Below are 1,325 nucleotides of genomic sequence, written 5' to 3' on the forward strand. Positions count from 1 at the left end.
CGGTGTGGGAAAAACGGCTGACAATGCCGTTGAAGTAGCGCGTTTGGTAGTCCGGCAGTTCCAGCCGCACGGTGGCGAGTTGGCCGAGCAGTGCCTCGTGCTTGATCGGTTGGTGGGACTCGCTGATGAGTTCCAGTTGGTATTCGAACAGGGTGCTCAGGTGTTCGCGCCCGCTCATGGCGCGCAGGAGCAGGACATCTTCGCCGAGGGGGGTGGTGACCGCGAGGGTCCGGGCTTGTTGGCTGAGGGGCATGGTTTCATCCTTGGAAAAGCAAACGTAGATGAAGAGATTATACCGATATCAGTTGTCAATTTTCGCAAGGCATCTGACAGCTCAATATCCAATGCGACGGATTGGAACGAGAGCGATTCGCCCGGCCCCTGGTAAGTCTCTCGTTTCCACCCGTCGGTTGGGCGACGATAGATCTCGACGGAAGGAGTATCCTGAGTGACCAACACATATTCTTGCAAGGTCACGAGGCTTTGATAGACGAGTCGCTTGTCGCCTCGATCATAGCTCCGGGTGCTGGGAGACAATACCTCGATAACCAACGTCGGATCGGTCTTGAAAAAGGGGTCTCCCCGCTCGGTTGCACAGCGTACAAACAGGTCTGGGTACAAAAAGTCGTCTCCGACGCGGATCTTCAGATTGCTCCCGTAGATTCGGCAACCACTGCCTTTCAGGTGGCTGTGCAAGATTGCCAGCAGATTGGTCGCAATCTCCTCATGCCGATCACTGGCGCCAGTCATAGCATACAAGTCAATGCCGTTAAGTTAAGCCTCAAAGCCCCTCTCCCGGCGGGAGAGGGGTTGGGGAGAGGGCGACGAAAAGCAGCGCTCAATCAATCACGAACGGCGCCGGTGATGCTTAACTTAATGGCATTGGCATACAAGTACCCATCGACCAACTCATGACAGATCTTACTTGCCTGCTCGAAGGTCAGATAATCGTCGACCGATATACGCGATAGGGACTCGAGAGCGATCATCTGTAACCCCTGTGAAACGAAATGGCCTGCTCCGTATCGACATTCGAGCTTTCACCGGGACGTAGAAACGGGACTCTATCCACCGCATCGGGCGGCGAACGATGTTGTAAAGGAATTGGCTCCAAAATAACCGACGCGGCGGGATGCGCTGCGTTTTCCCGCCCTACGCGGGCTGGAATAACGCCAGTGCGCCGGATCATCCACATAGCCCTGCGCAACCGGGTTGTTATGAGTGTACTCCGGTTTCTGTCGCATCTCGACGCTGGAGCGTGGGAACGAGCCATGAGGGCATCGTGGCCGCTCATTCGCTCCATAACTCGTTGTTTTAGATTGCAA

Annotated in this window: 3 protein-coding genes; all 3 read right to left on the minus strand. The window is 55.4% G+C overall.

Features of this window, described 5'->3' with window-relative positions; all coding sequences use genetic code 11:
* Nucleotides 1–253: contractile injection system protein, VgrG/Pvc8 family (locus BQ17_RS02235; RefSeq protein WP_256091446.1), on the minus strand; the 253-nt coding region annotated here is incomplete at its 3' end.
* Nucleotides 175–750 carry a Uma2 family endonuclease gene (locus tag BQ17_RS23860; RefSeq protein ID WP_141699043.1) on the minus strand — a complete coding sequence of 192 codons (576 nt, stop codon included), beginning with the start codon at nt 748–750 and terminating at the stop codon, nt 175–177. The genes BQ17_RS23860 and BQ17_RS02235, both read right to left, overlap by 79 nt.
* A gap of 92 nt (nt 751–842) precedes the next feature.
* Complete coding sequence (locus tag BQ17_RS21305; RefSeq protein WP_176722252.1) at nt 843–989, minus strand: hypothetical protein; 147 nt, start codon at nt 987–989, stop codon at nt 843–845.
* Between the last annotated feature and the right edge of the window lie 336 nt (nt 990–1,325).

It is taken from the genome of Candidatus Thiosymbion oneisti (assembly GCF_900092655.1).
Classification (GTDB): domain Bacteria; phylum Pseudomonadota; class Gammaproteobacteria; order Chromatiales; family Chromatiaceae; genus Thiosymbion; species Thiosymbion oneisti.